This window comes from Bordetella sp. 2513F2, assembly GCF_054642735.1.
This window is the reverse complement of the sequence record NZ_CM137755.1, coordinates 2,690,295-2,711,889: the sequence shown is the minus strand read 5'-3', so window position 1 is coordinate 2,711,889 and position 21,595 is coordinate 2,690,295. Positions and strand designations below refer to the sequence as shown.

General features: G+C 67.0%; 22 protein-coding genes, 2 tRNA genes and 1 pseudogene. 18 read left to right on the top strand and 7 right to left on the bottom strand.

From position 1 onward, the window contains the following. Window positions 1-15: 15 nt before the first annotated feature. The 5 genes from ACYBYQ_RS12950 (at window position 16) to ACYBYQ_RS12930 (ending at window position 5,950) form a co-directional block, all read left to right on the top strand. Complete coding sequence (locus tag ACYBYQ_RS12950; protein ID WP_459614586.1) at window positions 16-552, top strand: phosphoribosyltransferase; 537 nt, start codon at window positions 16-18, stop codon at window positions 550-552. A 122-nt stretch (window positions 553-674) separates the two neighbouring features. After that, on the top strand, window positions 675-887 hold the full coding sequence (gene rpsU / locus ACYBYQ_RS12945; protein WP_006218592.1) for a 30S ribosomal protein S21: 213 nt from the start codon (window positions 675-677) through the stop codon (window positions 885-887). A 36-nt stretch (window positions 888-923) separates the two neighbouring features. After that, the gene (gene dnaG / locus ACYBYQ_RS12940) at window positions 924-2,954 is read left to right on the top strand and encodes a DNA primase (RefSeq protein ID WP_459614585.1); all 2,031 of its coding nucleotides are present in this window, start codon (window positions 924-926) and stop codon (window positions 2,952-2,954) included. Window positions 2,955-3,566: 612 nt separating this feature from the next. Further along, window positions 3,567-5,819 (top strand): RNA polymerase sigma factor RpoD, encoded by a 2,253-nt coding sequence (gene rpoD, locus ACYBYQ_RS12935; protein ID WP_459614584.1) that lies wholly within the window; start codon window positions 3,567-3,569, stop codon window positions 5,817-5,819. Between the two features lie 52 nt (window positions 5,820-5,871). Further along, window positions 5,872-5,950, top strand: a tRNA-Ile gene (locus ACYBYQ_RS12930). 116 nt (window positions 5,951-6,066) lie between these two features. On the opposite strand, the gene ACYBYQ_RS12925 is transcribed toward ACYBYQ_RS12930, so the two are convergent. The 4 genes from ACYBYQ_RS12925 to ACYBYQ_RS12910 all read right to left on the bottom strand — a co-directional run bounded on the left by ACYBYQ_RS12925 (window position 6,067) and on the right by ACYBYQ_RS12910 (window position 9,400). Then, complete coding sequence (locus tag ACYBYQ_RS12925; protein ID WP_459614583.1) at window positions 6,067-6,447, bottom strand: hypothetical protein; 381 nt, start codon at window positions 6,445-6,447, stop codon at window positions 6,067-6,069. A 96-nt stretch (window positions 6,448-6,543) separates the two neighbouring features. Then, on the bottom strand, window positions 6,544-6,717 hold the full coding sequence (locus tag ACYBYQ_RS12920) for a hypothetical protein (RefSeq protein ID WP_459614582.1): 174 nt from the start codon (window positions 6,715-6,717) through the stop codon (window positions 6,544-6,546). Between the two features lie 134 nt (window positions 6,718-6,851). Next, window positions 6,852-7,574 (bottom strand): flagellar brake protein, encoded by a 723-nt coding sequence (locus ACYBYQ_RS12915; protein WP_459614581.1) that lies wholly within the window; start codon window positions 7,572-7,574, stop codon window positions 6,852-6,854. A 26-nt stretch (window positions 7,575-7,600) separates the two neighbouring features. Then, a complete protein-coding gene (locus ACYBYQ_RS12910; protein ID WP_459614580.1) occupies window positions 7,601-9,400 on the bottom strand; it encodes an EAL domain-containing protein in 1,800 nt (599 codons plus the stop codon). Window positions 9,401-9,784: 384 nt separating this feature from the next. On the opposite strand from ACYBYQ_RS12910, the gene ACYBYQ_RS12905 reads away from it, so the two are divergent. Next, window positions 9,785-10,069, top strand: coding sequence for an EamA family transporter (locus tag ACYBYQ_RS12905; protein WP_459614579.1), 285 nt, complete (start codon window positions 9,785-9,787; stop codon window positions 10,067-10,069). A gap of 80 nt (window positions 10,070-10,149) precedes the next feature. Here ACYBYQ_RS12905 and ACYBYQ_RS12900 read toward each other — a convergent pair whose 3' ends face one another. Beyond that, window positions 10,150-10,353, bottom strand: a complete 204-nt coding sequence (locus ACYBYQ_RS12900) for a cold-shock protein (protein ID WP_459614578.1) — start codon at window positions 10,351-10,353, stop codon at window positions 10,150-10,152. Window positions 10,354-10,606: 253 nt separating this feature from the next. Here ACYBYQ_RS12900 and ACYBYQ_RS12895 point away from each other — a divergent pair, with 253 nt between their 5' ends. The 4 genes and pseudogenes from ACYBYQ_RS12895 to ACYBYQ_RS12880 form a co-directional block, all read left to right on the top strand. Further along, window positions 10,607-10,855 (top strand): hypothetical protein, encoded by a 249-nt coding sequence (locus ACYBYQ_RS12895; RefSeq protein WP_459614577.1) that lies wholly within the window; start codon window positions 10,607-10,609, stop codon window positions 10,853-10,855. A gap of 55 nt (window positions 10,856-10,910) precedes the next feature. Further along, window positions 10,911-11,102: a hypothetical protein gene (locus ACYBYQ_RS12890; RefSeq protein WP_459614576.1), complete on the top strand. Its 192-nt coding sequence runs from the start codon at window positions 10,911-10,913 to the stop codon at window positions 11,100-11,102. A gap of 29 nt (window positions 11,103-11,131) precedes the next feature. Then, on the top strand, window positions 11,132-11,323 hold the full coding sequence (locus ACYBYQ_RS12885) for a hypothetical protein (protein WP_459614575.1): 192 nt from the start codon (window positions 11,132-11,134) through the stop codon (window positions 11,321-11,323). A 90-nt stretch (window positions 11,324-11,413) separates the two neighbouring features. After that, window positions 11,414-12,154: pseudogene (locus ACYBYQ_RS12880) on the top strand (YoaK family protein); the annotation flags it as partial. 21 nt (window positions 12,155-12,175) lie between these two features. On the opposite strand, the gene ACYBYQ_RS12875 reads toward ACYBYQ_RS12880, so the two are convergent. Then, window positions 12,176-12,430, bottom strand: a complete 255-nt coding sequence (locus tag ACYBYQ_RS12875) for a hypothetical protein (protein ID WP_459618783.1) — start codon at window positions 12,428-12,430, stop codon at window positions 12,176-12,178. A 171-nt stretch (window positions 12,431-12,601) separates the two neighbouring features. Between ACYBYQ_RS12875 and ACYBYQ_RS12870 the strand changes: the two genes are divergently transcribed. Then, window positions 12,602-12,853, top strand: coding sequence for a hypothetical protein (locus ACYBYQ_RS12870; RefSeq protein ID WP_459614574.1), 252 nt, complete (start codon window positions 12,602-12,604; stop codon window positions 12,851-12,853). 129 nt (window positions 12,854-12,982) lie between these two features. Here the strand turns inward: ACYBYQ_RS12870 and ACYBYQ_RS12865 are convergent, their stop codons facing one another. Then, window positions 12,983-14,440, bottom strand: a complete 1,458-nt coding sequence (locus ACYBYQ_RS12865; RefSeq protein ID WP_459614573.1) for an aminotransferase-like domain-containing protein — start codon at window positions 14,438-14,440, stop codon at window positions 12,983-12,985. 513 nt (window positions 14,441-14,953) lie between these two features. Between ACYBYQ_RS12865 and ACYBYQ_RS12860 the strand changes: the two genes are divergently transcribed. The 7 genes from ACYBYQ_RS12860 (at window position 14,954) to ACYBYQ_RS12830 (ending at window position 21,592) form a co-directional block, all read left to right on the top strand. Beyond that, window positions 14,954-15,030: transfer RNA gene (locus ACYBYQ_RS12860), tRNA-Met, on the top strand. Between the two features lie 355 nt (window positions 15,031-15,385). Continuing rightward, window positions 15,386-16,873: an ABC transporter substrate-binding protein gene (locus tag ACYBYQ_RS12855; protein WP_459614572.1), complete on the top strand. Its 1,488-nt coding sequence runs from the start codon at window positions 15,386-15,388 to the stop codon at window positions 16,871-16,873. A 79-nt stretch (window positions 16,874-16,952) separates the two neighbouring features. After that, the gene (locus ACYBYQ_RS12850; protein WP_459614571.1) at window positions 16,953-17,873 is read left to right on the top strand and encodes an ABC transporter permease; all 921 of its coding nucleotides are present in this window, start codon (window positions 16,953-16,955) and stop codon (window positions 17,871-17,873) included. Beyond that, window positions 17,873-18,847 carry an ABC transporter permease gene (locus ACYBYQ_RS12845; protein ID WP_459614570.1) on the top strand — a complete coding sequence of 325 codons (975 nt, stop codon included), beginning with the start codon at window positions 17,873-17,875 and terminating at the stop codon, window positions 18,845-18,847. The genes ACYBYQ_RS12850 and ACYBYQ_RS12845 overlap by 1 nt, the downstream gene beginning before the upstream one ends. Then, window positions 18,844-19,833 carry an ABC transporter ATP-binding protein gene (locus ACYBYQ_RS12840; protein ID WP_459614569.1) on the top strand — a complete coding sequence of 330 codons (990 nt, stop codon included), beginning with the start codon at window positions 18,844-18,846 and terminating at the stop codon, window positions 19,831-19,833. The genes ACYBYQ_RS12845 and ACYBYQ_RS12840 overlap by 4 nt, the downstream gene beginning before the upstream one ends. Next, a complete protein-coding gene (locus ACYBYQ_RS12835; RefSeq protein WP_459614568.1) occupies window positions 19,830-20,813 on the top strand; it encodes an ABC transporter ATP-binding protein in 984 nt (327 codons plus the stop codon). The genes ACYBYQ_RS12840 and ACYBYQ_RS12835 overlap by 4 nt, the downstream gene beginning before the upstream one ends. Before the next feature lie 20 nt (window positions 20,814-20,833). Then, window positions 20,834-21,592: an SDR family NAD(P)-dependent oxidoreductase gene (locus tag ACYBYQ_RS12830; protein WP_459614567.1), complete on the top strand. Its 759-nt coding sequence runs from the start codon at window positions 20,834-20,836 to the stop codon at window positions 21,590-21,592. Window positions 21,593-21,595: the final 3 nt, after the last annotated feature.

Genomic DNA, 21,595 nt, shown 5'->3' with positions numbered 1-21,595 from the left:
CCCGAGGAGAATCACATGAGCCCCGCCAGCGACGACAGCCATCTCTGGGTCAACTGGGACGAATACCACCGCCTGATCGAGCGCCTGGCGCTGCAGGTGTACCAGTCCGACTGGAAGTTCGACGTGATCCTGTGCCTGGCGCGCGGCGGCGTCCGGGTGGGCGACGTGCTGTCGCGCATCTTCGACGTGCCGCTGGGCATCCTGGCCACCAGCAGCTACCGCGAGGCGGCGGGCACCAAGCAGGGCGACCTGGACATCGCCCGATTCATCACCATCACGCGCGGCGCGCCCCGGGGCAAGGTGCTGCTGGTGGACGACATGGTCGACACCGGCCTGACCTTCAACCGCGTGCGCGAACACCTCAAGACGCAGTTCCCCGAGATCACCGAGCTGCGCAGCGCGGTGCTGTGGTGGAAGGGCCATTCCCAGGCCATACCCGACTACTACGTCGAGAAGCTGCCCACCAACCCGTGGATACACCAGCCGTTCGAAGACTACGATACGCTGCATCCCCACCAACTTGAGGCGTGGATACGCAAGGGCTCGGCCTGAATCGTTGCATGCCTGGTATTTTTCCGCGTATCCGTGCTAGAATCGCTGGTTATCACTGACCCTTTGTGGGGTCTTTGCTTTTGCCAATTCCGTATATCTGTTACAAGTGGGCCCGACACCATATGCCTATCGTTCGACTGAAGGAAAACGAACCGTTTGAAGCCGCGCTGCGTCGCTTCAAGCGCACCATCGAAAAAACCGGCTTGCTCACCGAACTGCGTTCGCGCGAGTTCTACGAGAAGCCCACGGCCGAGCGCAAGCGCAAGCACGCCGCCGCGGTGAAGCGCCACTACAAGCGGATTCGTAGCCAGCAGCTGCCGCCCCGCCTGTACTGATCGCAGCGATCTGCCGATCGCGGGTTCTCGAATCGATTGATCCCTGAATCATTCATCCAGGATCTGCTCGCCCGGGTCGACGTCGTCGACGTAGTCGGGCGATATGTGCAGCTGCGCAAGGGTGGGGCCAATCTGCTTGGCCTTTGCCCCTTCCACAACGAGAAAAGTCCCTCCTTCACCGTCAGCCCCACCAAGCAGTTCTATCACTGCTTCGGTTGCGGTGCGCATGGCAGCGCCATCACCTTCCTGATGGAGCATACCGGCACGAGCTTTCCCGAGGCGGTCCGCAGCCTGGCGGCCTCGGTGGGCATGACGGTTCCCGAAGAGCCCCGCAGTCCCAGGCAGCAGGCCGAGTCGGCCAAGCGCAAGGCGGAGGTGTCGCGCCACACCCAGGTGCTCGACGCTGCGCAGGCGCACTACCTGCGCCTGCTGCGCGGATCGCCGCAGGCCATCGCCTATCTCAAGCAGCGCGGCCTGACGGGTGCGATCGCGGCGCATTTCGGCCTGGGCTGGTCCGGCACGGACCGCCACGGCTTGTCGCAGGTTTTTCCCAAATACGACGATCCGGTGCTGGTGGAGGCCGGGCTGGTCATCGAATCCGAGGATGGCCGGCGCTACGACCGCTTTCGCGAGCGGATCATGTTCCCGATCCGCAACGCGCGCGGCTCGCTGGTGGGATTCGGCGGGCGTGTCATAGGCAAGGGCGAGCCCAAATACCTGAATTCCCCCGAGACCCCCATATTTTCCAAGGGCCAGGAGCTCTATGGCATGTGGGAGGCCCGCCAGGCGATCCGCCAGGAGGGCATGGTGATCGTGGTGGAAGGCTATATGGACGTGGTGGGCCTGGCCCAGCAGGGCATCGCCAACGCCGTGGCCACGCTCGGCACTTCCACCACGCCCGAGCATGTGAAAAAGCTGTTGCGCGCCAGCGACAAGGTGGTGTTCAGCTTCGATGGCGATGGCGCCGGGCGGCGCGCTGCCTGGCGCGCGCTGCAGGCCTGCCTGCCGGTGCTGCGCGACGACATCAGCATCCGCTTCCTGTTCCTGCCCGAAGATCACGATCCCGACTCCTACGTGCGCGAGCTCGGTGCCGAGGCATTCCGCGCCCGCCTGGGGGAGGCGCCGGCCCTTTCGCGCTTCCTGCTCGACGAACTGGCGGCGCGGCACAACCTGGGCGAGGCCGAGGGTCGCGCCGCCTGTCTGCACGAGGCCAGGCCGCTGCTGGCGGCCATGCCGGAATGCGCCCTGCGGCTGCAGATCGAGCGCGAGCTGGCCCGCCAGATCATGCTGACGCCCGAAGAGATGGCCCAGGTATTGGTCCGCGACCAGGCCAGGGCCCCCCAGCCGCCTGGGGGCGGCGTCGCCACGCCGGCAGGTGCTGCGCCGGCGGCCCAGGATCCGCCGGTCTGGCAGCACGAGGCCGTGTTCGACGGCGAGCCGCTGGAGCCCTACGACGCCTATGAGCCGGGTGGCGGCTTTCATGCCGGAGACGAGCCCGCGGGCGAGGGGCAGGCGTTCCGGCCGGGGCGCGGCAGGCAGGGCGAGCCGCAATGGCGCCGCGGGGGCGGACGCTCCGACTGGAAGGGGCGGGGGCGCGACGACGGCCGGCGCCGCGAAGATGCCGGCCATGTCGGCCGCCGCGTCATGCCTTCGCTTGCCAAGCGGCTTCTGTCCCTCCTGCTGGCGCATCCGGAACTGGTCGACACCATGGGCGACGAACAGCTCGAGGTCATCGACCGCGACCCGAATCTCGGCCTGGTGCGGGATCTGATCGTGCTGGCGCAGTCCAGCGGCGCGCGCCATGTTGGGGCGCTGCTGGAGGCAGCCGAGCCGGATTCCGACCTTGCGGTGGTGCTCAAGGGGTTGCGCGCCGACGTGCTCAGCCAGGAAGATCTGCCCGCGCCCCAGGAGGAATGGAACGACGCCCTGCGCCGCATCGAATACGACGCCGCCGGCAGCGAGATGGCGGCGCTGGCGCGCGAGGGCCTGGCCACCGACGAAGCGCGGCGCCGCTATCAGGAACTGGCGCGGCGCATGGCTGTCTTAAAGAGTACAGGGTTCCGGTAATTGAGGTAAGATTTAGGGTTTTCGCCCATGCCCGGAACGTGCGCCCACTGCTGGCGGCACGATGTGGGAAATGGCTGCGGACGGAGCGACAAGATGCATGGCCCAGGAGGGCAGGAGCCGGACGGAATCCTGAGCAGAGGCCGCGGCATCCAGGGAAATAAACGGATACATAATCCCGGCCCTGGATCGCGGGCTAAATCAGTGACAGATCTGGAGCTATGGATCTACAGTAAGCGGTAGGTATCAAACAGTATAGCCATACGGCAGGTAGGGCGCTTTCGCGCAGGCCTGGCCCGAGGCATCGAGGCAGGAAGCTGGATTTCGTGGAGCGGCTGTGGGCGACATGCCCGTCAAGCTTGCCCGGCCTGTAGCAGGCACGACAGCTTCGCCGATGTCCGGAAGGCCCCGCGAGACGAGATTGCGAGACCCCATGTCCCCGGGCCCGGTGCGGGCCAGACGGGACGGGGCGGCAGCCAGCCCGCGACCAACGCGGACGCGCGATCTCAGCCACATCTGCCGGTTTTACCCATGCATGGCGCTGGGCCGGTTTCCATACGCCTGCATGGCGCACTCCGCCTCCCAAGACGGGTTGCGACGACCACGGAAGCGACTATGACCAAATCCACAGGCAAACCCCTCTCTGCAATCGATATGGATCAAACGCAGTCCAAGACGGCCAAGCGCGCCGTCAGCATGGCGGCGGAGAAAGCGCCTGCCAAGGCGTCGGTGAAGGTCGCGAAGTCGGCAACCAAGACGGCGGCCAAGAAGACCACCGCCAAGGCCGAAAGCGCCAAGACCGAGAAGACCGTGCGCGCCAAGAAGGCCGAGGACAAGCTCGCCGACCTGGTGGGCGCTGCGCGCCCCACCGGCCGCCGCCCCGGCCGGCCGGCCAAGAACGCCAACAACGACAACGACAGCTTCGACGATCCCATGGACGGCGAAGGCGAGGTCGTGCCCGATTTCAAGCCGGCCAAGCGCGGCGGCAAGCGTGGCAAGGGTGATCCCAAGGAGCTGCTGGCCCGCGGCCCGGTGTCGCCCGAGGAATACGAGGCCCGCCGCAACCGGCTCAAGCAGCTGATCAAGCTCGGCAAGGATCGCGGCTATCTCACCTACGGCGAGATCAACGACCACCTGCCCGACGACCTCGTCGATGCCGAGGCCATCGACGGCATCATCAGCACCTTCAGCGACATGGGGATCTCGGTCTACGACCAGGCGCCCGACGCCGAAACCCTGCTGATGAGCGAGAACGCGCCGGTCGCCTCCAACGACGACGACGTCGAGGACGAGGCCGAGGCAGCGCTCACCACCGTGGACTCCGACTTCGGCCGCACCACCGACCCCGTGCGCATGTACATGCGCGAGATGGGCTCGGTGGAGCTGCTCACGCGCGAGGGCGAGATCGAGATCGCCAAGCGCATCGAGGACGGCCTGAAGCACATGGTGATGGCCATCTCGGCATGCCCCACCACCATCAACGAGATCCTCTCGCACGTCGCGCGCGTGCGTGAGGGACAGGCGCAGATCGACGAAGTGGTCGACGGCCTGGTCGATCCCGAGGATGGCGCCGAATACGCCGGCGCCGGCGTGAGCAACGACGACGACGAGAACGACGAGGGTCCGGCCGGCGGCATGTCGAGCAAGCAGCTCGAGGATCTGCGCGTCAAGGCCCTGGCCAAGTTCGACGAGGTCGCGCGCCAGTTCGACAGGATGCGGGAGTCGTACGAGAAGAACGGCTACAAGTCCGAGGCCTACATCAGCGCCCAGGAAGCCATCCAGAACGAACTGATGGGCATCCGCTTCACGGCCAAGATGGTCGAGAAGCTGGCCGACACCCTGCGCAACCAGGTCGAGGAAGTGCGCCAGCTCGAACGCGCGGTGCTGCACACCTGCGTGGATCGCGCCGGCATGCCGCGCCTGCACTTCATCAAGTCCTTCCCCGGCAACGAGACCAACCTCCAGTGGGTCGTGGACGAAGTGGCCGCCGGCCATCCGTACTCCGAGACGCTGGAGCGCCAGATCCCGGCCGTGCAGGAACTGCAGCAGAAGCTCATCGACCTGCAGACCCGCGTGGTGCTGCCCCTGAAGGACCTGAAGGACGTCAACAAGCGCATGGCCACCGGCGAAGCCAAGGCCCGCAAGGCCAAGCGCGAAATGACCGAGGCCAACCTGCGCCTGGTGATCTCCATCGCCAAGAAGTACACGAACCGCGGCCTGCAGTTCCTCGACCTGATCCAGGAAGGCAACATCGGCCTGATGAAGGCCGTGGACAAGTTCGAGTATCGTCGTGGCTACAAGTTCTCCACGTATGCCACGTGGTGGATCCGCCAGGCCATCACGCGTTCCATCGCCGACCAGGCCCGCACCATCCGCATCCCGGTCCACATGATCGAAACGATCAACAAGATGAACCGGATCAGCCGCCAGATCCTGCAGGAAACCGGCGCCGAGCCGGATCCCGCGACCCTGGCGCAGAAGATGGACATGCCCGAGGACAAGATCCGCAAGATCCTCAAGATCGCCAAGGAGCCCATCTCCATGGAGACGCCGATCGGCGACGACGACGACTCGCACCTGGGCGACTTCATCGAGGACACCTCCACGCTGGCGCCTTCCGATGCGGCCTTGCATGGTTCCATGCGCGATGTGGTCAAAGAAGTGCTAGACTCTCTGACCCCTCGGGAAGCCAAGGTCCTGCGCATGCGCTTCGGCATCGAAATGAGCACGGACCAGACGCTGGAAGAGGTCGGCAAGCAGTTCGACGTCACGCGCGAGCGCATCCGGCAGATAGAAGCCAAGGCCTTGCGCAAGCTGCGTCATCCCAGCCGCGCCGACAAGCTCAAGAGCTTCCTCGAAGGGCAATGACATCGGCTTGTCGCGGAACCGCCTGTGCGGTTCCGGGGCGAAGCAGGTTTCCGGCCCTCTAGCTCATGCCTGGTTAGAGCAGCGGACTCATAATCCGTTGGTGCTCGGTTCGACTCCGAGGGGGGCTACCAAGTCGTGGCGCGGGTTGCGGACACTCTCCGCAACCCGCGCTTTTTCTTTGGTGGGGATTCTGTGCCGATGAGCCGCCGCGGCCTGTCGCGCAGCGGCCGTCGGCTTGCGTGCACTCCTAACGGGAAAGGAACCGGGCGATCTGCGAGAGGGCAGGTTCCAGCGCCGCGATGTGGTCGCAGGCGCTGGTCATGAATTGCGCCTGCTTCGTGGCGAAGCCGGGCTGACCCACCTGTTGATGCATCTCCCGCGAAAGCGCCAGCAACTCGAATCGCTTCGCGTCGGCGATCGAGAGCGACATGATCTGCTGGTCGAGGCTGGCAAACAGGCCGGAGACTTCGGGATCCGTTGCGGGATCATGCGCGCCCGTTGCCAGGCCGACACTGGCCAGGCTGGCTGCCCGGTCATACCCGTAGAGGGAGTCGGAGTGCATGACTGCGCTCATGCCACTCTCGATGTTGATGGCGGCCCTGGGCTGGCTATTGTCGAGGATTGCCATTTTTGTCTCCTGTAGTAATGAAAGCATGGCCCGGAAGCGCATGCCTGCGGCGCCCTCTGCGGGGCGACCTGGGGTCGGGCCTGATGCAACCGAGGGTCAGGAACGGCCCTGCCGCGCTGCCAGCACCGCGGGGGCGTGGCCATACGACCTCGTACGCAGTTCGCGCATGTAGGCCCGCAGCTGCTGCTCGGTGCTGTCGTGCGTCGGGCGAGGCGCGGCGCCGGTGCCGGTTGTCGAAGTTGCCAGGGGCTGGGGAAGCTTTCCGTGCATGATGGACCTCGGCATTGACTGCGATTGCTCAGGCCTCTATCAGTATCACGAATCTTCCAAAAAGTGAGTCAAGAAATAAAAAGTGTCGTTTTTCGGCAGATCGGGAGGGTTTGACCCCGGGTAAAAGCGGCCGCCTACAGCCCGCGGCGCCGCGCGATCTGGGCGCGCTCCAGCATGTTGATATAGGACTGCAGGCGGATGCGCGTAGGTCCGGGCATGCGCACGAACTTGCAGCCCACGCGCCGCGCCGTCCCGCCCTTGGGTAGCAGGTCGTCGCGGTGGTGGACGACCTCGAGCTCCAGCGGAAAAGAGCCGATGCCGGGCAGGTCCACATACCCCTGGTAGGCCACGCCCGGCTCGGTTTCCAGCAGTTTCTCCGGATCCAGCAGGGCGATGCCGTTGGCGTTGATGTCGCGGATCGCGAATCTGCGTTTCTGGCCGGACAGCAGCACGTGGCAGGTCGCGGGGTCCAGCACGGGTACCTCGACACGAAATGCATCCCGGCGCTGCAGGCGCGAAACCTCCGCGGGCAGGCGCACGTAGAGGGCCGGCTGGCCCTCATGGGTTGCCAGCCGCAGCGGCGTGGTCTCGAACGAGACGTGCACATTCTCCAGCGAGCAATCGAACAGCAGCGCCTCCTCCTGGGCCAGGAGCTCGTTCAGCCTGGGCACCTGGGCCGCGTCGATGACGAGTTCTTCCCGCGCCGCATCGACGTGCAGGATGATGGTGACGCAGGTCGTGGGGCGCTGCGGCGTCCGCACCAGGACGAGCACCCGGCCGTCGCGGGCAGTCTGCAGCAGATGGGCGATTTCCCGGGGATCGCTCAGTGCATATTGGTCGTCGTGTCGTTCGCTCATGGCAGTCCGGATTGTCGTGCGCGGGCTCAGCAGATGGCTGCAGCCGTGGCGTAGTCTTCTATCATCAGCGGGGAGCACCCATGCTTGACCTTGCGCTTGATGCGGGCCGCCGCGCTGGCGATCTCATGCGGGCGTATCCGCTGGGATTGCGCCGGCCGCACGCGCAGGGCGCCCACGCTGAGCGTCACGAAGGAGAAGAACCGGGGCACGCCGTAGCGGTCCTCGGCCTCGATGCCCCCCTTCAGGCGGTCGGCCTCGTCGTACATGGCGCGCGCGCGGTCGTTGAATTCCTGGATGGCTGCCTCGATACGGGCTCGCCAGTCGGCGCTGCGCAGCAGCAACACGAAATCGTCGCCTCCCACGTGTCCCACGAAGTCGCGCTGGGCCTGGCAATGCCGCTTGAGGACGTCCGCGCACAGCAGAATCATGTCGTCGCCGCGCCAGTAGCCGTAGACGTCGTTGTAGGGCTTGAAGTTGTCGAGGTCGCCGTAGCAGACCGTGAATTCCTCAGGCCCTTCCAGCAGCTGGTCCATATGCCGGCTGATCGGGACGTTGCCGGGCAGGGCAGTCAGGGGATTGGCGTAGCGCGCGGCCTCGATGCGCAATTCGGTTACCGCCCGCACCAGGGATTCGCCCGTGCCCAGGCCGGCGTAGCGCCCGCCGTCGGTCAGGATGAAGCCATCCTGCAGGTAGCGCTGGTCGCCGGAAATGAGCACCGGCCCGAGCCTGTCCACCGTGGTCGCCACGTCGACCAGCAACGGGGCCGGGTTCATGAAGGTGCTGCAGGAATGGCGTCCGTAGAGATCGCGCATGTAGGGGCGCGCATACTGCTCCAGGAAATCGCGGCGGTTCACCAGGCCGACCGGGTGGTTCTCCTCATTGACGACGGCGAGCGCATGCAGCTCGGGGTGGGCGCGGAATAATCCATGGGCATCGTCGTTCGTGTGCTCGCCCTGTTTCAGCGCCGGGGCTGCCAGCCCCAGCGAAGCCACCGTATTGACTGCCGCGCCCGAGAAATCCGAAACCGGCCGCTCCAGCCGGATCGCCTTGAGGGCATTCTCGGGCAAGACAGTGGCGAGTTCGGCTTGCGGCCGCCCCAGCACCCAGCCTTGCGCATAGCGGATGCCGAGCTCGCACACCATGGCGAGGTCGGCTTCGGTTTCCACGCCTTCGGCCAGCAGGACGGCATCCAGGCTGTTGGCCATGGCGATCATGGCCCGCATCATCTTCTGCCGCGTAATGTCGGCGCCGATGCCGTTCACGAAATAGCGGTCCATCTTGATGATGTCCGGGCGCAGCTCCGTCCATACCTTCAGGCTGCTGTAGCCCGACCCGTAATCGTCCAGTGCGATCCGCACCCCCCGGGTGCGCAGGCAGGCCACCGCCCGCGCCAGTTCCGGCAGGTCGTCTTGCAGCGGATCGTGCTCGGTGAGCTCCAGCACGACGTTCTCCAGCGGCGGGCCGTCCTCGCCCAGCAGGCGCACCGGCAGATCGGTGGCCCATTTGTGCCAGCAGGCCAGCAGTACGCCGCCCGACAGGTTCAGGAACAGCTTCCCTTCGCCGCCGAGGGCGGGAAATCCTGCCATCCCGGCGCGCAGGCTCGCCAGCTCCAGCTGCTGGCTCATGCTGCAGCGGCGCGCCTCCTGGAACAGCGCGAACGGCATGTGCAACGCGCAGTCCGTCGGTCCGCGTATCAGGCTTTCATAGCCATATATCTGGCCATGGAACAGGTCGGCAACCGGCTGGAACCAGGGCTTCAGCCAATGCTCCTGCAGGATGCGGACCAGGTCCGGCTGGGCATTGTCGCAAGCGGGGGCGGTGAGCATGGGGGTTGGAATACCGAATCGTAGACCCCGCCATGTTGAGCCCGGATTGCTTCATGATTGTTATAAAAAGTTTAATTTAGTCTTAACTTGACAAGGCGGCGGGCCGCAGCGGCATGCTTCTTGCGCATGGCGCGCTGGAGGTGGCATGGGTCCGCTGTTCGCATTGGCTTCGGCCATTCTGTATGGTTTCGTGGATTTTGCCGCCCGCAGTCTGGCTGATCATGCGCACGCCCCAGGGGGCAAGCGGCGGCCGCAATGGCCCTGCCGGCCGTTGTGCGGTGTATGCCGGGTCGGGCGTGGCGCTGCAATATGCGGCATTGGCGCAGGCGTCCGACGATGCGGGAATGTGGCCCATCGCCGTCAACCGGCTGGCGTCGATAGGGGTTGGATGGCTGGGCGTGCGCCGCGGGCGTCGCAACGTGGCCGCCGCGTCGGCATCTGCCGCCTGCCGCGGGGCTGGGGATATTGGCGTCGCTGTCGCTGGTCCTGTATCTCGTGGTAACACGCACCATGCCGCTTGCCGTGGCGGTGGTCCTGGCCTCGCTCTATCCCGTGGTTCCCGTAATGCTGGCCGTACTCTGGCTGCGCGAGCGTCTGTCGCGGCCGCAATGGGCCGGCCTAGGGTTGGCCCTCATTGCCGTGTGCCTCATCGTGGGGCCGGATCACTAGCCGGCACCGGCCTGAAAAGCAACAAGCCCTCTGGCGAGGGCTTGTGGGATCGAACCTGCCCCGCAGGGCAGGCAGCGACGTTACAGCACGCTGATCTTGGTGGCCTGGGGGCCCTTGGCACCCTGGCCAGCGGTGTAGCTGACGCGCTGGTTCTCTTGCAGGGACTTGTAGCCGTCGCCCTGGATTTCGGAGAAATGGGCGAACAGATCCTTGCCGCCGTTGTCGGGCATGATGAAGCCAAAGCCCTTGTCGGCGTTGAACCACTTGACGATACCGGTTTCCATGATATTTCCTTGATGAAGATGTGGACGCATGTCCAGAACAGAGATGATCAAGGTAGGACCATGGCAATGATGGCGTATAACTTTTGCTGGTACGCAACCGAACGGAATCGCAACACTTGAAGATCTGCACCCACTGTGGACCTTTATCAGGTGGATGTCAACAAAGGTTTTGTGCCCAGGCTCCTTGTACCGGGGAGCTTGACATATGCTGTTTCATATGGGGGCGTTATCTGCGCTTCGGACTCGAGGGGAAATGATGGAACGTACCTGGGAATTTCCTTACAGGAACTGCCAGATCGCGCTGCACGTGCGCGAGGCCGATACCGAGAGTTCCACCGGCATCTACCTCGCCACCATCGTGTGCCGGCCACTCCAGGCCGATGGTAGCGCGGGGCCGGAGACCGTGCTGGAGCGTAATCACCAGAGCATCCACCTGGGCATCGAGGCTGCGTGCCGGGCCGCGGAGGCGCGGGCCCGCAAGCGCCTGGACCGGCAGGGCTGAGAGGGGTGCGGGCATGGGGTTTGCTGCCAGCTGTGGCGTCTTACAGGAGGCATCCATGACCGAAAACCGCAAGCAACCCGATCCACGGCATCTCGCGCGGCCCGATACCGGCGCGCATGACAAGAAGCAGGGGGATCCGCTGCGCAGCCGCAGCGACGATCCCGGCCAGAGCAGCTACGGCGGCTTCAAGAACGAAGACCCGCGCCGGCAGGAACAGCAGGCCGATTCTTCGCGACGTGGCAAATGATGCGCAGGTAAGTGAAGGGAGGCATGGACATGCCGGACAAGTTGAGAGCTGCACTGAACGTGGAGCGCAATGCCAACGGCCAGTATGAGTGGGTCATCACGGCGGTGGAAGGGCCGCTGACCACCTTGCCGAGCGAGCACCGCTCGCGCATTGCCTACGCCACGGAGGCCGAGGCCCGCGCAGCGGGACAGCGCGCCCTGGAGTCGCTCAGGGACTCCTGAGGCCCCGCCGGGGGGGGGGGCGTGCCGGCGATGGATGCGATCGGGCCGCGAGCGGGCGTAGAATGGGCCGTTCGCGCCCGCTCAGCCGCCATGCCCGTTTCCTACCTGCGCCGTCTCACCGGCAACGTCCGCTGCCCCGAAGCCAATCGGCAGTTGGCCTGCTACCTGACGTTCGTGGCGGGCGCCGCCAATGCCGGGGGCTTCCTGGCGGTGCAGCAATACACCTCCCACATGTCGGGCATCGTGTCCGAGATGGCAGACCACCTGGCGCTCGGCGCGGCAGCGCTGTTCCTGCAGGGTCTGGGTGCGCTCGTATCGTTTGTTGCGGGATCCGCCTGCGCCGCGATCATCATCAACATGGCGCGGCGCGCGCACCTGCGCAGCGAATACGCGCTGCCGTTGCTGCTGGAGGCCGCGCTGCTGATGGGCTTCGGCCTGCTGGGCGGGCACCTCGGCCAGATGCGCTGGCTGTTCGTGCCGGCCACCGTGATGCTGCTGTGCTTCATCATGGGCCTGCAGAACGCCATCGTCACCAAGGTCTCCAATGCCGAGATACGCACCACCCACATCACCGGCATGGTGACCGACGTGGGCATCGAGCTGGGCAAGCTGTTCTACTGGAACCTCATCGACCGGGACGACCCCCGCCTGTTCGTGCGTGCGAACCGCGCGCGGCTCAGGATCCTCGTGCTGCTGGTGTCGCTGTTCTTCGTGGGGGGCGTGGCCGGGGCGCTGGGCTTTGCGCATACCGGTTTCGTCGCCACGGTGCCGCTGGCCGGGCTGCTGATGCTGCTGGCGGCGGTGCCGCTGGTGGACGACGTGCGCCTGCGCGGCCGCGGGCGAGCCTGATTGCTATTGCCGCTGCTGCTGTCCGGAAGGGGCGGGCAGGGGCTCGCAGGCAAACGTGACGGTTGCCTTCTTGGGCATGAGCCCGGTGGCATGGTTGGACGTGACTTCCGGCTGGACCATGCGTGCGCCGCGGGCGGCGCAGAATGCGCGGGCCCGGTCGCGCGTGATGTTCTTGATCTCGACCCAGGTCTGGGCGCGCATGCCGGCGTCGTACGACACGCGGTACCGGCCCTCATCCGCCGGCGCGACCTCGCTCATGCTGGAGCAGGCGCATAGCAGCAGGACGGGCGGCAGCAGTGTCAAACTAAAGGCTTTCACGATACGTTCCCGGACATCGACAAGCCCGAGTTTACCGAAACCGCGCGGGAAGACGGGCGCCGTGACCGGCGTGCTAGGATGCCCCCGCACCAATTCATCGCGAGGTCAGCCATGGACATGCAGGAACAGATAGCCGTCATCGTGCACACGATCTCCCACCAGGGCGGGCGCATCGACGCGCTCAATGCCACGCTGGCGTCGATGCTGCATCTGGCCAAAGCCACGCCGCAGCTGCGCGAGGCCGTGGAGGCGCAACTGGAGCAACAATATGCCAACCTGCTCGCGCGCTCGGAAAATCCGCAGTATGTGGCGGGCTTCGAAAGCGTGCGCGATACCGTGGTGGCGGCGCTGAAACAGCAATAGGCCGCATCGGCCGCGGCAGGCGGGCAGGTAATTCACAGCTTCTGTGGACAAGCCTTGGGATAGTTGTAGAACAGCTGCCGAATCGCCTTGTGGCTCAAGCACTTGCGGGATGTGGTCAATCCCGGCGCGTCAGGCGGCGGCCCGGGCCGCAGGCGGCGCGGCGGCCATGACGGCGCGCGCCAGGCGCCGCACGGCCTCGGCGGTGGCGTCGTTCCAGGCCTCGCCGCAGCTCACGCGCAGGTAGCCGTCGTAGCGGGCCGAGTTCGAGAAGATGCTGCCTGGTGCGACGCGTACGCCCTCGGCCAGGGCGCGCTCGAACACATCATGGCCGTCAGTGCCCGAGGGTAGCTCCACCCACAGCAGCATGCCGCCTGGCGGCGCGTTCAGGCGCGTGCCGGCAGGGAAATGGCGCGCGATGGCGTCCGCCATGTCTTCGCGTTGCGCCTTGAGGCGCAGGCGCAGCCGGGCCAGGTGCCGGTCGTAGGCGCGGGCATCGAGCACATCGGCTGCGGCGGCCTGCGCCAGCGGTTCATTTGGCCGGCTCTGCACGAACTTCAGCATCTCCAGGCGGCGGCTCCAGCGTCCGCCCAGCATCCAGCCCAGCCGCATGCCGGGCGCCAGGGTCTTGTGCAGCGAAGCGCAATAGATCACGTTGCCGCTCATGTCCCAGGCCTTAACGGCGCGCGGCGCGCCGCCATCGCCCAGGGCGCCGTAGGTGTCGTCCTCGATCAATGCCACGCCCTGGCGCGCGCACAGCCGCGCGAGCCGGGCCTTCTCCGCATCGGGCATGACGCAGCCCAGCGGATTGTGGTGGTTGGGTACGGTGACCACGGCCCGGATGTCGGGGTAGGTCTGCAGCGCCAGGTCCAGCGCGTCCACGGACAGGCCGTGCTGCGGGCTGGTAGGAATCTCGAGGGCGCGCATGCCCAGGCTCTCGAGTATCTGCAGCAGTCCGAAATAAGTGGGCGATTCCACGGCAATGGTGTCGCCGGGGCGGGCCACCGCCCTCAGCGCCAGATTGACGGCCTCGATGCAGCCGTGGGTGACCAGCACGTCTTCCGGGCGTGCCGCGATGCCGATATCCAGTGCCCGCCGCGCCAGCACCGTGCGCAGCGCCGGATGGCCCAGCGGCGGCACGCGGCTGCACAGCATCTCGGGGTGGTGCCGCAGCATGCGCGCCATGGCGCGCTGGATGTCGGCCACGGGAAAATACCCGGCAGGAGGGGCAGCCATGGCGAAGTTGACGCAGTCGGGGTGCTCCTCGCACTGCGCCACGAACGCCGACACGCGATCGTGGATGCCGACGTACTGGGCCGGGTCGGGCGGCACGCCGGCGTCGGGCTCGGGCAGGGGAGACAGGGAGCTGCGCCGCGGCCGCTGCACGAAATAGCCCGAGCGGGGGCGCGCCTGCAGCAAGCCTTCTTCCTCCAGGCTGCGGCAGGCCTGCAGCGCCGTGGACAGGCTGACCTGATGCGTGGCCATCAGGGCGCGTACCGATGGCATGCGTGCGCCCGGAGGCAGCACGCCGGCGAGGATGGCGCGGCGATAGTGGCCGGCCAGGCGCTGGTAGAGGGGTTGGGGCTCCATGGCGGAATCGTGCCTCAGTGCAGGGGCGGCGTACAGGCACAGATTACGGCAAAAGCGGCCATAACAGACGCCCGGGAGAGCAACTGTTGCGCTACAGAAAGCCGGGTCGTGTGCCTGTTGTGCCTGCGGGGCGCAGCGTAGCCTGGGGTTGTTGCGTCGACATTGGAAATTCCCATGCAAGACCCCATTTCCGGCAAGCGCCTGCGCCTGCAGGCCGGGCAGGGCGCCCGGGTGTACGGCAACGCCGGCACCGTCATTGTTTGCACCGAGGGCGCGCTCGAGCTGGCGCTGCCCGCACTGGCCGACGGCGTCGTGGCGCTGGTTCCCCGTCCGCGCGTGGCCTTGCTGCATGCGGGAGAATCCTGGCATCTCGAAGACAGCGGCCCATTGGCGCTGTCCAGCCGCCACGGCGCAGGGGCGGTCCTGCTGCCGGCCCGCGCCGGGCTGCTGCGCCGGCTTGGGCGGGCGGGGATGCACGCCCTGCGGAAATGCGCTATACTTATTTCTTCCAGACGCGGGGTGGAGCAGTCTGGCAGCTCGTCGGGCTCATAACCCGAAGGTCGTAGGTTCAAATCCTGCCCCCGCAACCAGATCTTGCAGAACCTCCTCGGCTCGCGCCGCGGAGGTTTTTGCTTTTGGGGACGGGAAAAAAGGTCAGGAAAATAAGGGGCAGGAAACCCTCTGCCTTGCCGGCGCGGCTGCGAGACGGAAAAACCGGAAGGGTGGAGAAAACCCGAAGAAACAAAACCCGGGGAAACCCGCGATGCTGCCCCGGCCGTGATCTCAAAGAGACATCCATTGCGCCCGGTGCGCGGCAGACGGTTGTCGCGCTCGCGACTATTGCTATCATGCCGATTCGACGAAGACGGGCGTGGCCCAGGCCGATGCATCCGCAATACGGGGTGTGATGCGACGGCGCACAGGTCGTGCATGACAGGGGAAACGATGAAAATCAAAAATCTGGCGCGCAGCGCCGGTCTTGCCGCCTTGTTGCTCACGGGTGCGGCGGGCGCTCCGGTGTGGGCACAGTCGATCACTATCGCGATCGGCTCGGAACCCTCGACGCTGGATCCGCAGCTGCGCGACGACGGCGGCGAGCGGCAGGTCAACGACAACATCTACGAAGCCTTGATGGCGCGCACGCCCAAGGGCGAACTCGTTCCCGGGCTCGCCGCCGCCCCGCCGCGGCAGGTCGATGCCACCACGTGGCAGTTCACGCTGCGCCAGGGCGTGGCTTTCCACAACGGCGAGCCTTTCAATGCCGATTCCGTGGTGGCCTCCGTGAAGCGCGTGATCGACCCGGCCAACAATTCCGAGCAGATGGCCTACTTCGGCACGATCAAGGGCGCCGAGAAGGTCGACGATCTCACCGTGAACATCCAGACGACCGGACCCGACCCGATCCTGCCCTCGCGCATGTACTGGATGAAGATGATCCCGCCGGCCCACGCGGCCAAGGGCGATCTCGCGGCCGTACCGGTAGGTACCGGACCCTACAAGTTCGACGGCTGGAATCGCGGCAGCGACCTGAAACTGGTGGCCAATGCCGGCTATTGGGGCGGCGCACCGCAGATCGACGAGGTGACGTACCGCTTCGTGACCGAGCCGGGCACGCGGCTGTCCGGGCTGATGGCGGGCGAGTTCGACGTCGTCACGGCGCTCCTGCCGGAATTCACCACCAGCGTGCCCAAGTTCGCCGCGGTGCCGGGCCTGGAAACCTCCGTATTCGTGCTGGGCACGGATAACCCGATCACGAAGAACCCCAAGGTGCGCGAGGCACTGAACCTGGCCATCGACCGCAAGGCCATGGTCGACAACCTGTTCATGGGCTACGCCACGATCGCCAAGGGCGTGCACATCAATCCCGCCGCCTTCGGCTTCAACGAGAAGCTGCAGCCCTACCGCTACGATCCGGTGCGCGCGCGCGAGCTCATACGCGAAGCCGGGGCCGAGGGCAAGCCGCTGGTGGTGATCGGAGAATCGGGCCGCTGGCTGAAAGACCGCGAGCAGATCGAGGCGGTCGCGGCGTACTGGGCCGAAACCGGGCTGGCCGTCACCACCGAGATCCAGGAATTCTCGCAGTATCTCGACAGCCTGATGGGCAACGGGCCGCGCCCCGATGCGATCTTCATCGCCAACTCCAACGAGTTGCTCGACGCAGACCGCGAGATGTCTTTCATCTACCACAAGGACGGGGCAGCCGCCTCCAACTCGGATGCCGAGATGGCGGCGAAGATCGAGGCGGCGCGGGTCGAGACCGACGTGGCCAGGCGCAAGGCGCTGTACGACGAGATCCAGCAGAAGGGCCACGACCTGAACTACACCGTGCCGCTCTTCAACCTCCAGGATATCTACGGCATGTCGCAGCGCATGGTGTGGCAGCCGCGGACCGACGCCAAGCTCATCATCAGCGAAATGAAGGTGGCCGAATAGGCGCATCGCCCCGGAGCGTGCCTCCGGGGCACGGGCTGGCCCGCGCGGCCGGCCCGGCTGCACAGCCGGGAAGCCATTCGTGAGCGATTTCATCATCCGCCGCCTGTTCCAGGGCCTGCTGGTCGTCTTCGGGGTGACCGCGACGGTATTCGTGGTCACGCGGGTCGTCGGCGACCCGGTCGCCCTGATGCTGCCGCTCAGCGCCACCGAGGCGCAGCGCGCCGCCTTCGCAGCCCAGATCGGCCTGGACCAGCCCCTGGGAGTGCAGTTCCTGCGTTTCGTCCAGGACATCGTCACGCTGGATTTCGGCAACAGCCTGTGGCAGCGGCGTCCCGCGATCGACGTGGTGTTCGACCGCCTGCCGAACACCGCGCTGCTGATCGCGGCCGGCCTGGGCGGAGCCATCGTGCTGTCGATTCCGCTGGGGGCCGTCGCGGCCCTGCGTCCCGGCGGGCTGGTCGACCGGCTGACGACATCTGCCGGGCTGCTCGGGCTGGCGATGCCGCAGTTCTGGCTGGGCCTGATGGCCATCATGGTGTTCGCCGTGAAGCTGAAATGGCTGCCCACTTCGGGGTTCGGCACACCCGCCCATCTCGTCCTGCCGGCGATCACGCTGGCGCTCACGCCGCTGGCACGCTTCACCATGATGGTCCGCGCCGCGATGATAGACGAGCTCAACAAGCCCTACGTAAAGACCGCCAGGGCGAAGGGGCTGGGGCTGCTGCGCATCCTGCGGGTGCACACGCTGCGCAACATCCTGGTCCCGTTTCTTTCCATATCGGGCTGGGAACTGATCGCCACGCTGTCCGGCTACACGGTGGTGGTCGAGACCGTCTTCAGCTGGCCGGGCCTGGGCATGACCGCCGTGCAGGCGATCAAGCGCGGCGACCTCTTCCTCATGCAGGCCATCGTCTTCGTGATCGCCGCGCTGATCGTGCTGATCGGCATCGTGCTCGACATCCTGTCGAAGGCGGTCGATCCCCGGATCGAGTTGAATTGATGGCTACGTCCGCCGTTCCCGCTTCCCCTGACCGCACCGCTGCGCGCGCGGCGGTGCGCCGTTTTTTCCTCGAACTCTGGCAGGACAAGGCAGCGGCCATCGGGCTGGCCGTGATCGTGCTGGTGGTGCTGGCGGCGATCTTCGCGCCGCTGATCGCGCCGTATGAGCCGGCAGCCCAGTCGCTGACCCGGCGTTTGATGCCGCCGGTCTGGATGGAGCGCGGCAGCTGGCAGCACATCCTGGGCACCGACAACCTCGGGCGCGACGTGTTCTCGCGCGTGGTCTGGGGCGCGCGCGCCACCTTGACGATAGGCGCGGCCACCTGCCTGATCGCGGCAGCCATCGGCACCGCCGTGGGGCTCTGGGCGGGCTTCGTCGGCGGACGGACGGATTCGGTGCTGATGCGCCTGGTTGACATCCAGGTGTCGTTCCCGGGCATCCTGCTGATCCTGCTGGTCGTGGGCGTCCTGGGGCCAGGCGTCTGGACGCTGGTGGCAGTGCTCTCGGTGACGAACTGGATGGTCTATGCACGCCTGGTGCGCGGCATCGTCTCGGCCACCCGCCAGACGCCCTACGTGGAGGCGGCCGAAGTGATCGGCTGCCGTCCGCGCCGGGTGATCTTCCTGCACATCCTGCCCAATCTCGTCTCGCCGCTGCTGACGCTGCTGATCCTAGAGTTCACCAACATCGTGCTGGCCGAGGCAGCGGTGTCTTTCCTCGGTTTCGGCGTGCAGCCGCCCGACACCTCCTGGGGGCTGGACGTCGCGTCGGGCCGCGACTATCTGTTCATTGCCTGGTGGCTGGTGACCTTCCCCGGGCTCGCCATTGCTGCCACCGTGCTTTCCATCAACCTGTTCGCCAACTGGCTGCGCGTCACGACCGATCCCGAGGAGCGCGAGAAGCGTTTTGCCCGGACGCTGGCCGCGCAGCGCCGGCGCCTGGCGCGGCGCGCGGCGCCAGGGAGAAGCGCATGAACGCGCCGCTGCTCGAGGTCGACGGGCTCCAGGTGGCGTTCGACACGCGTGCCGGCACCGTGCATGCCGTGCGCGGCGTCAGCCTGGCACTGGAACGAGGCGAGACGCTGGGCCTCGTGGGCGAGTCCGGCTCGGGCAAGAGCGTGACGGCGCAGGCCATCATGGGCCTGATCGACGTGCCCGGCCGCATCGCGGGCGGCGCCGTGCGCTGGTGCGGCAAGCCGCTGGTCGGCGCCGGCGTGTCGGCTCGCCCGCGCGGCGTCTGGGGCAAGGAGGTCACGATGATCTTCCAGAACCCCATGACTTCGCTGAATCCCCTGATGACCATCGGCGCTCAGCTGGCGGAGGTGCTCCGCCTGCACATGGGGCTGGGCGCCGCCGCGGCGCGCGAGCGGGCGGCGGAGCTGCTGGCTGCGGTGGGGATCGCCGGAGCCAGGCGCCGGCTGGACCATTATCCGCACGAATTCTCGGGCGGCATGCGCCAGCGGGTGATGATCGCGATGGCCATCGCCTGCCAGCCCAGGCTGCTGATTGCGGACGAGCCCACCACCGCACTGGACGTGACCATCCAGGCACAGATCCTCGAGCTGCTGGCCGGGCTGCAGCAGCAGCTGGGCCTGTCCATCATGCTCATCACGCATGATCTCGGCATCGTCGCCGGGCTTTGCCACCGGGTGGCGGTGATGTACGCAGGCCAGATCGTCGAGAGCGGTCCGGTCGACGCCATCTTCGGGAATCCGGCGCATCCCTACACGCAGGGGCTGATCCGGTCCACGCCGCGCCTCGATGTATCCGGGGAGCGCCTGGTGTCGATCCAGGGCGCGCCGCCGGGTTTGCGCCAGCCGCCCGAGGGCTGCGCCTTCCTGGCGCGCTGCCCCATCGGGGACGAAGGCTGCCGCAGTGCGCAGGTGTTGCGCAGCCATGGCGCGGCAATGGTGGCCTGTCGCAAGGCGGGCACCGATGCCTGGACGGAGGCGGCGCCATGAACGCAGTCAAGACGCTGTCGGTGGCCGGCCTGTCGGTGGACTACGAAACCGCGGCGGGCGGGCTGTTCCGGCGCCGGCGCGCCGTGAACGCCGTGGCCGACGTGGGCTTCGACATCGCGCCGGGCGAGACCCTCGGCCTGGTGGGCGAGTCCGGCTCGGGCAAGACCACGGTGGGGCGCGCCGTCCTGCGGCGCATCGATGCCACGGCCGGGCGTATCGTGTTCGAGGGGCAGGACATCACCCGCATGCGCGGAGAAGCGCTGCGCAAGCTGCGGGCGCGGATGCAGCTCGTGCTGCAGGATCCCTACACCTCGCTCAATCCGCGCATGCAGATCGCCGACATCGTGGCCGAGCCGCTGATCGTGCATGGCCTGGTCGCCACGCGCGAGCAGGCGCGCGCCGCGGTGCGCGAACTGCTGGACCGGGTGGGCATGCCGGCCGACGCCGCCGATCGCTACCCGCACAGCTTCTCGGGCGGCCAGCGCCAGCGCATCGGCATCGCGCGCGCCCTGGCGCTGAAGCCTGCGCTGATCGTGGCCGACGAGCCGGTCTCGGCGCTCGACGTCTCGGTGCGCGCGCAGGTCGTCAACCTGATGCAGGAGCTGCAGCGGGACCTGGGCATCGCCTTCCTGTTCATCGCCCACGACCTGGCGATCGTCCGGCACATATCGCACCGCGTGGCCATCATGTATGCCGGCCGCATCGTCGAGATCGCGCCGCGCGATGCCATCTACGAGCGGCCCATCCATCCCTACACCGAGGCGCTGCTGTCCGCCGTGCCGGTGGCCAATCCGCGCGAACAGCGGCTGCGGCGGCGCATCGTCCATCCCGGCGAACCCGTGGACATCGCCGATCCGCCCAAGGGCTGCCGCTTCCACCCGCGCTGCCCGCTGGCGACCGAGCGCTGCCGCAACGAGGCCCCGCACCTGGTGCTGAAAGCCGAGGAACATTTCGCCGCCTGCTGGAACAGGAATCCATGACTGATCACGGAGTTGGAAACATGACGACGGCACCTGCCATTCTGATCACGGGCGCAGCCACCGGCATCGGGGCGGCGACCGCGCGCCGGCTTGCCGCGCCCGGCGTCAAGCTGCTGCTGCATACCGGCCACAATGCGGCGGGCCTCGAGGCTGTAGCGCGGGATGCCCGGGCCGGCGGCGCCGAGGTGGCAACCGAGCTCGGCGACCTGTCCCGGCCGGACACAGCGGCCGCCCTGGTGGCGGCGGCGCGGGCGGCCTTCGGCCGGGTCGACCAGATCGTGTCGAATGCCGGGCGCGCGCAGCGGACGCGTTTCGGGGAGATGGCCGCGGACGACCTCGAATCGGCCTTCGCCGCGATGCCGATGGCCTTCTTCCGGTTGGTGGATGCGGCCCTGGACGACCTGCGCGGCTCGGAGCAGGGCAGGGTGGTGGCCATCAGTTCCTTCGTGGCGCACGGCTTCGGCACCAACGGCATGCTGTTCCCGGCCACCAGCGCGGCCAAGGCGGCGCTCGAGGCGCTGGCGAAGTCGCTGGCGGTGCAGCTCGGCCCGGACGGGGTCACGGTGAACTGCATCGCGCCGGGCTTCGTGCGCAAGGATGCCGGCGGCCACGCCGCCACGAGCAGCGCTGCGATGGACAGCGCGCGCTCGGTCACTCCCAACGGCCGCCTGGGCGAACCTGCGGACATCGCCGAGATGGTGCGGTTCCTGCTGTCTCCCGCGGCGAGCCACGTAACCGGCCAGGTGGTGCACGTCGACGGCGGGCTGCTGCTGCCCTGAGAG